Genomic DNA, 6,157 nt, shown 5'->3' with positions numbered 1-6,157 from the left:
ATGTATGCTCCCGCCCCCCTCGCGTCCCGCCCGCGCCGCCGCGTCGCCCTCGGCCTCGCCGCGCTGCTGGCCGCCCTCCTCGTGGCCGGCTGTGCCGACCCCGTTGGTGAGGCACCCGTCTGGCAGCCCGGTGCGGGAGGTGGTGGCACCGGAGCGCCGGTCTCCACGACCGGCCCGAAGGCCACCGGGCCGGCATCGTCCGGTCAGGGTGGCGCGATCTCGCTCTCCGCCACCGGCGACATCATCATGGGCAACGCGCCCAGTCGGCTGCCCGCCGCCGGCGGTAAGGGCTTCTTCAACTCGGTCACCGCGGCGCTCAAGGCCGACCTGGTGATGGGCAACCTGGAGGAGCCGCTGACGGTCGACACCGGCACCGGCAAGTGCGGGGCGAACTCCACCCGGTGCTTCCAGTTCCGCGCCCCGCCGGAGTACGCCGCGCACCTGCGTGACGCCGGCTTCGACGTGCTCAACCAGGCCAACAACCATGGCTACGACTACGGGCCCACGGGCTACGAGAACACCCAGAAGGCGCTGAAGAAGTACGACCTGGAGCACACCGGCGCGCCGAACGAGATCACCGTGGTCGACGTCAAGGGCGTCAAGGTCGCCGTCGCCGGCTTCTCGTCGTACGTCTGGTCCAACAGTCTCGTCGACATCGACAAGGCGAAGGCGGTGGTCGCCAAGGCCGCCACCATGGCCGACCTGGTCGTGGTGCAGGTGCACATGGGTGGCGAGGGCGTCGACAAGACCCGGGTGAAGCCGGGCACCGAGATGTTCCTGGGCGAGAACCGGGGCGACCCGGTGAAGTTCTCGCACGCCATGATCGACGCCGGCGCCGACCTGATCGTCGGGCACGGCCCGCACGTGCTGCGCGGGATGGAGTTCTACAAGGGGCGCCTGATCGCGTACAGCCTGGGCAACTTCGCAGGCGGCGGCAACTCGCTGAGCAACGCCGGCCGCCTCGGCTGGGGCGGAGTGCTGAAGGTGTCGCTCAAGCCGGACGGCAGCTGGGGCGGCGGCTCGTTCACCTCCACGTACATGAACTCCGCCGGTAAGCCGACCATGGACCCGGACGACCGGGGCCTGGGCCTGGTCACCGACTTGAGTCGCGCCGACTTCCCGAAGGGCGGCGCCCGCCTCGACGGGCAGGGGAAGATCTCGCCGCCGACCGCCGGCTGACCCGACGAGGAGCGTCCGGGGTGCGACGTAGGCTGACCGTCGTGACCAGTAGCCCTCCCGGTGCCAGCGAGACCGACCTCGGGCGTAAACGCCGCGCCCGCAAGATCGGCCGGGTGCTGGCCGAGACGCATCCCGACGCGCATTGTGAGCTGGACCACTCCAACGCTCTGGAGTTGGCCGTCGCCACGATCCTGTCGGCGCAGTGCACGGACAAGAAGGTCAACGAGGTCACCCCGAAGCTCTTCGCCCGCTACCCGAGCGCTGCCGCCTATGCCGGCGCCGACCGGGGCGAGATGGAGGAGCTGATCCGGCCCACCGGCTTCTACCGCAACAAGACCGACTCACTGCTCAAGCTCGGTCAGGCCCTCCTCGACCGGTACGACGGCACGGTCCCGGGCCGGCTCGTCGACCTGGTGACACTCCCCGGCATCGGCCGCAAGACCGCCAACGTGATCCTGGGCAACGCCTTCGACGTCCCGGGCATCACCGTCGACACGCACTTCCAGCGACTGGTCCACCGGTGGCGGCTGACCACCGAGACCGACCCGGTCAAGATCGAGCACGCGGTCGGCGCGCTGTACGACAAGCGCGACTGGACCATGCTCTCGCACCGGATCATCTTCCACGGGCGACGGGTCTGCCACGCCCGCAAGCCGGCCTGCGGCGCCTGCACGCTCGCCAAGCTCTGCCCTTCGTACGGCACCGGCCCGACCGAGCCGGCGGCCGCCGCCAAGCTGCTCAAGGGCCCTCGGGCGCGCGACCTCGCGGTGGCTGCCGGGGTCGACCCGGAGTTGGTGCCGGCGCAGGCGATCACGGCGGAGGTGCCGTGAACCGCCGCCGCCGCCTCGCCCTCGCCGTCCTGCCGCTGCTGCTGGCGGTCACCGGTTGCACCAGTGGTACGGCCGACGACGAGCCAGCCCCCCGTCCGGCCGCCGCCGAGCGACCATCCCCGTTCCGGGACTGCGCCACGCTGAGTACGGCGCCCACGGCCACGTCGCCCGGCTCCGGCACGGCGACCCCCACAACGGCTACCCCCGCCTCGCCCGGCACGACGGCCCCCGATGGCACGACGGCCCGCGCCGCCGGCGGGTCGGCACTGCCGGAGTTGACGCTCTCCTGCTTCACCGGCGGTGCCCCCGTCGTGCTGCGGGAGGTGGCCGGGCCGGCGGTGATCAACGTGTGGGCTTCCTGGTGCCCGCCGTGCCGCAAGGAGCTGCCCGCCTTCCAGCGCCTCAGCGAGCGGGCAGCCGGTCAGCTCCAGGTGGTCGGGGTCAACAGTCGGGACAGCCGGGGTGGCGCCCAGTCCATCGGTGAGGACTTCGGCGTCCGGTTCCCGATCCTGGTGGACCAGGGCGAGGCGCTACAGCGCGAGCTGAAGCGCAACGCCATTCCACTGACCCTCTTCGTCGACGCCGACGGTCAGGTCCGGCACATCGACGCCAGCGGCGCTCTCGACGACACCAGGCTCGCCGAGCTGGTCCGCCAGCATCTCGGCCTGGCGGTGCCGGCGTGACCCGTCGGCCCCCCGAGTGGATCGAGCCGTTGCTGACCCGGCTGGGCACCGCCCGCGCCGAGGACTTCACCCGGCTGACCACGCCGGCCGAGGGTGGTCGGGAGAGCGCCGTGCTGGTGCTGCTCGGCGAGGAGCCCGGCGCGGGTCCCGACGTGCTGGTCCTGCAACGCGCCGCCACCCTGCGCAACCACGCCGGCCAGCCCGCCTTTCCCGGGGGTGCGGCCGACCCCGAGGACGCCGACGTCCGCGCCACCGCCCTGCGCGAGGCGAACGAGGAGGTTGGCCTCGACCCGGCCAGCGCGACAGTGCTGGCCGAACTGCCGAAACTGTGGATCCCGGTCAGCGACTTCGTGGTCACGCCGGTGCTGGCCTGGTGGCACGACCCGCACCCGGTGCACCCACGGGAGCCGGCCGAGGTGGCACACGTCGCCCGCCTGCCGGTCAGCGAGCTGGTCGATCCGGCCAACCGACTGCGGGTCCGGCACCCGAGCGGCTGGATCGGGCCGGCGTTCTCGGCGCGCGGGATGCTCGTCTGGGGCTTCACCGCCGGGGTGCTCGCCACCCTGCTCGAGATGGGCGGCTGGGCCCGTCCGTGGTCGCGCGGGCGGGTGGTGGAGCTTCCGCCGACCGGGGCGACACCGGCCCCGTCCGCCGGCACCGACGAGGCTGACGAGAACGCCCTGCGCTGACCGCACGGTCACCATCCGCAAGCGATGGTCATCCGGTGGGCACACTGCCCGTACGCTTGACCCGTGTCCGTCGTGGATCTCGTCCTGCTGCTGCTCATGCTCGTGTTCGCGATCAGCGGATACCGCCAGGGTTTCGTCATCGGCGTCACGTCGTTGTCCGGCTTCTTCCTGGGTCTGCTGCTGGGTCTCCAGCTCGGGCCGCTGTTCGCCAGACAGTTCGTGGACGCCGGCACCCGTGTGTTGATCTCGCTGGTGGCCATCTTCGGGCTGGCGGTGGTCGGGCAGGCACTCGCCGGTTGGCTCGGCTCGCACCTGCGCAAGACGATCACCAGCGACGTGGGTAAACGGGCCGACGACGTCGGTGGGGCGCTCGTCTCGCTGTTCGCGGTGCTCCTGCTCGCCTGGCTGGTCGCGGTGCCGCTCGGCTCGTCCTCGGTGCCCTGGCTCGCCGCCTCGGTCCGCAACAGCGCGTTGATCACGGTGGTCAACCAGGTCCTGCCGGAGCAGGCCCACCAGCTGTCCACGGCGCTGGAGGACACCGTCGACACCGACGGGTTCCCGGACGTCTTCGGTGACCTCGCGCCCACCCGGGCCCGGCAGGTCGACCCGCCGGACCCGGCACTGGCCGGCTCGCAGGTGGTGGTCAGCGGTCAGCAGTCGGTCGTGAAGGTGCTCGGCTCCGCGCCCAGCTGCTCACGCCGAATCGAGGGTTCCGGCTTCGTGTACGCGGACGACCGGGTGATGACCAACGCGCACGTCGTGGCCGGCACCCGCTCGGTCGCCGTGGAGCTGGGCGGCGAGCGGTACGACGGCAAGGTTGTGGTCTACGACCCGAACCGGGATCTCGCGGTGCTGCTCGTGCCCGGGCTGCCCGGGCCGTCCCTGCGGTTCGCCGCCGGCAACGCGGGCAGCGGCTCCGACGCCATCGTGCTCGGTTTCCCGCTCGACGGCCCGTACAACGCGCAGTCGGCGCGGGTCCGGGACGTCGACCGGATCAAGGGCCCGGACATCTACTCGTCCAGCGAGGTGACCCGGGAGATCTACACGATCCGGGCGCTGGTGCGCAGCGGCAACTCGGGCGGTCCGCTGCTCTCCGCCAACGGTCTGGTGCTCGGCGTGATCTTCGCGGCGGCGTCCGACGACCCGAACACCGGCTTCGCCGTGACGGCCGCCGAGGCCCGCCCGGTGGCGTTGGCCGGTGCCGAACGCAACCGGCAGGTCGCCACCGGCGAGTGCACTTGAGCGTGGCCGCGGGGACAGCTCAGCTCTGAGCCGGCACGGCGCGGCGCCCGACGGTCGGTAGCTTCGTCCGTCCCCACCGCAGCCCTCGGTCCAACACGGCACGGGCCATGATCGCGACGCACGTGCCGCCGTTGAGGAAGGACGCCACCACGTCGCTCGGGTGGTGCATTCCCCGGTACATCCGGGTCATCGCCACGCCCAGCGGCACCATCAGCAGCAGCGTCCACCAGGCGACCTTTGCGCCGGTGCTCCGTGCCCGCAGCGCCAGCAGCACGGCGATGCCGACGTAGAGAGCCACCGCCGCCGAGGTGTGCCCGGACGGAAAGCTCGACGTGGGTGGCGAGACGTCCATGTGCTCCACCGCCGGCCGCTGGCGGTCGATCGCCAGCGTGGTCAGTAGGAACACCAGCGCCTGGGCGGTCACCGCCGCGCACAGGAACAGTGGCTCGCGCCAGCGCTTCAGCCAGAGCCGCAGCGCCAACGCCACCAGCACGGTGACCACGACGATCATCTGGGTGCTGGCCAGCGTGCTGAACACCAGCGAGACGTTGTTCCATTCGCCGGTGCGGTCGGCGGCCAGTTCCCGGTTCACCGCGTCCTCCGCGGTGAACGGCCAGGTCCTGGCGAACACCCGGGTGACCAGCACCCCGAGCAGCACCATGAGCCCAAGCAGGAGGGACACCGGCAGCAGCACCCGCCGGACGATCTGGACCACGATCTCGGACATGGGTCGGCCAGTACCCGGCCGACCTCTTCCTCACTCCTCAGGCCGCTCCCGGCTGCCGCTCGACCTCGGGAGCGACGCCGTCGCGGGTCGGCCGGACCGGCCGAAGACCGGTGTGTGCCCGCCAACTGGTGAACGCGGCGGTGGTAGCCGCGACCACTGCCACACCGAGCAGCCATCCACCCACCACGTCGCTGGTGAAGTGCACGCCCAGCGTCACCCTGCTCAGCCCGGTCACCACTGTGAGCAGGACCGCCGCCACCCAGAGCGCGGCTCGCGCCGCCCCCCGCCGGGCGTACGGCAGGAGCACCAGCAGCAGCACCCCGGCGGCCAGGGTGGCGTTCAGCGCGTGCCCGGAGGGGAACGAGTAGCCGGCGGCACGGGCCACCGGGTCCAGCAACTCCGGCCGGTCCCGACCGACCAGCAACTTGAGCAGCGGACCGATCAACCCGCCGACGACCATGGTGGTGGCCGCCCAGAGGGCCAGCCGGCGAGCTCCCCGGCGCAGCAGCCAGACCACCAGGAGCAGGGCGACGGCGCGCAGTGGCATCGGTGCGAACACCTCGGTCCAGACCCGCATCAGCGCGACCCAGGCCGGGTGATCCTGGGCGTAGCCGTGCAGCGCGTCGGTGACCGCCGTGTCCAGCCGGTGCAGCGGTGCCCAGGCGCCGAGGACCAGCAGTGTGAGCAGCGCGAACGGCACCAGCACCAGGAACGCCGCCGTCGCGGCGAGGGTGAGCCGCAGACCCAGCGCATGGTCCGGGTCGAAGCGGCGGTGCCGCCAGGACGGCTGGCCGGTGGGGGCGGGGG

At 72.1% G+C, this 6,157-nt stretch carries 7 protein-coding genes; 5 read left to right on the top strand and 2 right to left on the bottom strand.

Translation table 11 applies throughout. The annotated features are described in order from the left end of the window. The 5 genes from DLJ58_RS00875 (at position 1) to DLJ58_RS00855 (ending at position 4,623) form a co-directional block, all read left to right on the top strand. A complete protein-coding gene (locus tag DLJ58_RS00875) occupies positions 1-1,179 on the top strand; it encodes a CapA family protein (protein WP_124853409.1) in 1,179 nt (392 codons plus the stop codon). A 41-nt stretch (positions 1,180-1,220) separates the two neighbouring features. Next, positions 1,221-2,009, top strand: a complete 789-nt coding sequence (gene nth, locus DLJ58_RS00870) for an endonuclease III (RefSeq protein WP_124853408.1) — start codon at positions 1,221-1,223, stop codon at positions 2,007-2,009. Then, a complete protein-coding gene (locus DLJ58_RS00865; RefSeq protein ID WP_124853407.1) occupies positions 2,006-2,692 on the top strand; it encodes a TlpA family protein disulfide reductase in 687 nt (228 codons plus the stop codon). The genes nth and DLJ58_RS00865 overlap by 4 nt, the downstream gene beginning before the upstream one ends. Next, a complete protein-coding gene (locus DLJ58_RS00860) occupies positions 2,689-3,381 on the top strand; it encodes an NUDIX hydrolase (RefSeq protein ID WP_124853406.1) in 693 nt (230 codons plus the stop codon). The genes DLJ58_RS00865 and DLJ58_RS00860 overlap by 4 nt, the downstream gene beginning before the upstream one ends. Positions 3,382-3,444: 63 nt before the next feature. Continuing rightward, positions 3,445-4,623: a MarP family serine protease gene (locus tag DLJ58_RS00855; protein ID WP_124853405.1), complete on the top strand. Its 1,179-nt coding sequence runs from the start codon at positions 3,445-3,447 to the stop codon at positions 4,621-4,623. 19 nt (positions 4,624-4,642) lie between these two features. On the opposite strand, the gene DLJ58_RS00850 is transcribed toward DLJ58_RS00855, so the two are convergent. Both DLJ58_RS00850 and DLJ58_RS00845 read right to left on the bottom strand, forming a co-directional pair. Beyond that, positions 4,643-5,350 carry a phosphatase PAP2 family protein gene (locus tag DLJ58_RS00850; protein WP_124853404.1) on the bottom strand — a complete coding sequence of 236 codons (708 nt, stop codon included), beginning with the start codon at positions 5,348-5,350 and terminating at the stop codon, positions 4,643-4,645. Between the two features lie 37 nt (positions 5,351-5,387). Then, on the bottom strand, positions 5,388-6,157 hold a 770-nt coding region (locus DLJ58_RS00845), incomplete at its 5' end, for a phosphatase PAP2 family protein (RefSeq protein WP_148097959.1).

The organism is Micromonospora arida (assembly GCF_003857035.1).
Lineage (GTDB): Bacteria > Actinomycetota > Actinomycetes > Mycobacteriales > Micromonosporaceae > Micromonospora > Micromonospora arida.
The sequence above is the reverse complement of the archived record's forward strand: the minus strand, read 5'-3'. Positions and strand labels throughout refer to the sequence as shown.

Coding starts and splice junctions, on each gene's coding strand:
- DLJ58_RS00875 (WP_124853409.1), top strand. CDS start 1: ATGTATGCTCCCGCCCCCCTCGCGTCCCGCCCGCGCCGCCGCGTCGCC.
- DLJ58_RS00850 (WP_124853404.1), bottom strand. CDS start 5,350: ATGTCCGAGATCGTGGTCCAGATCGTCCGGCGGGTGCTGCTGCCGGTG.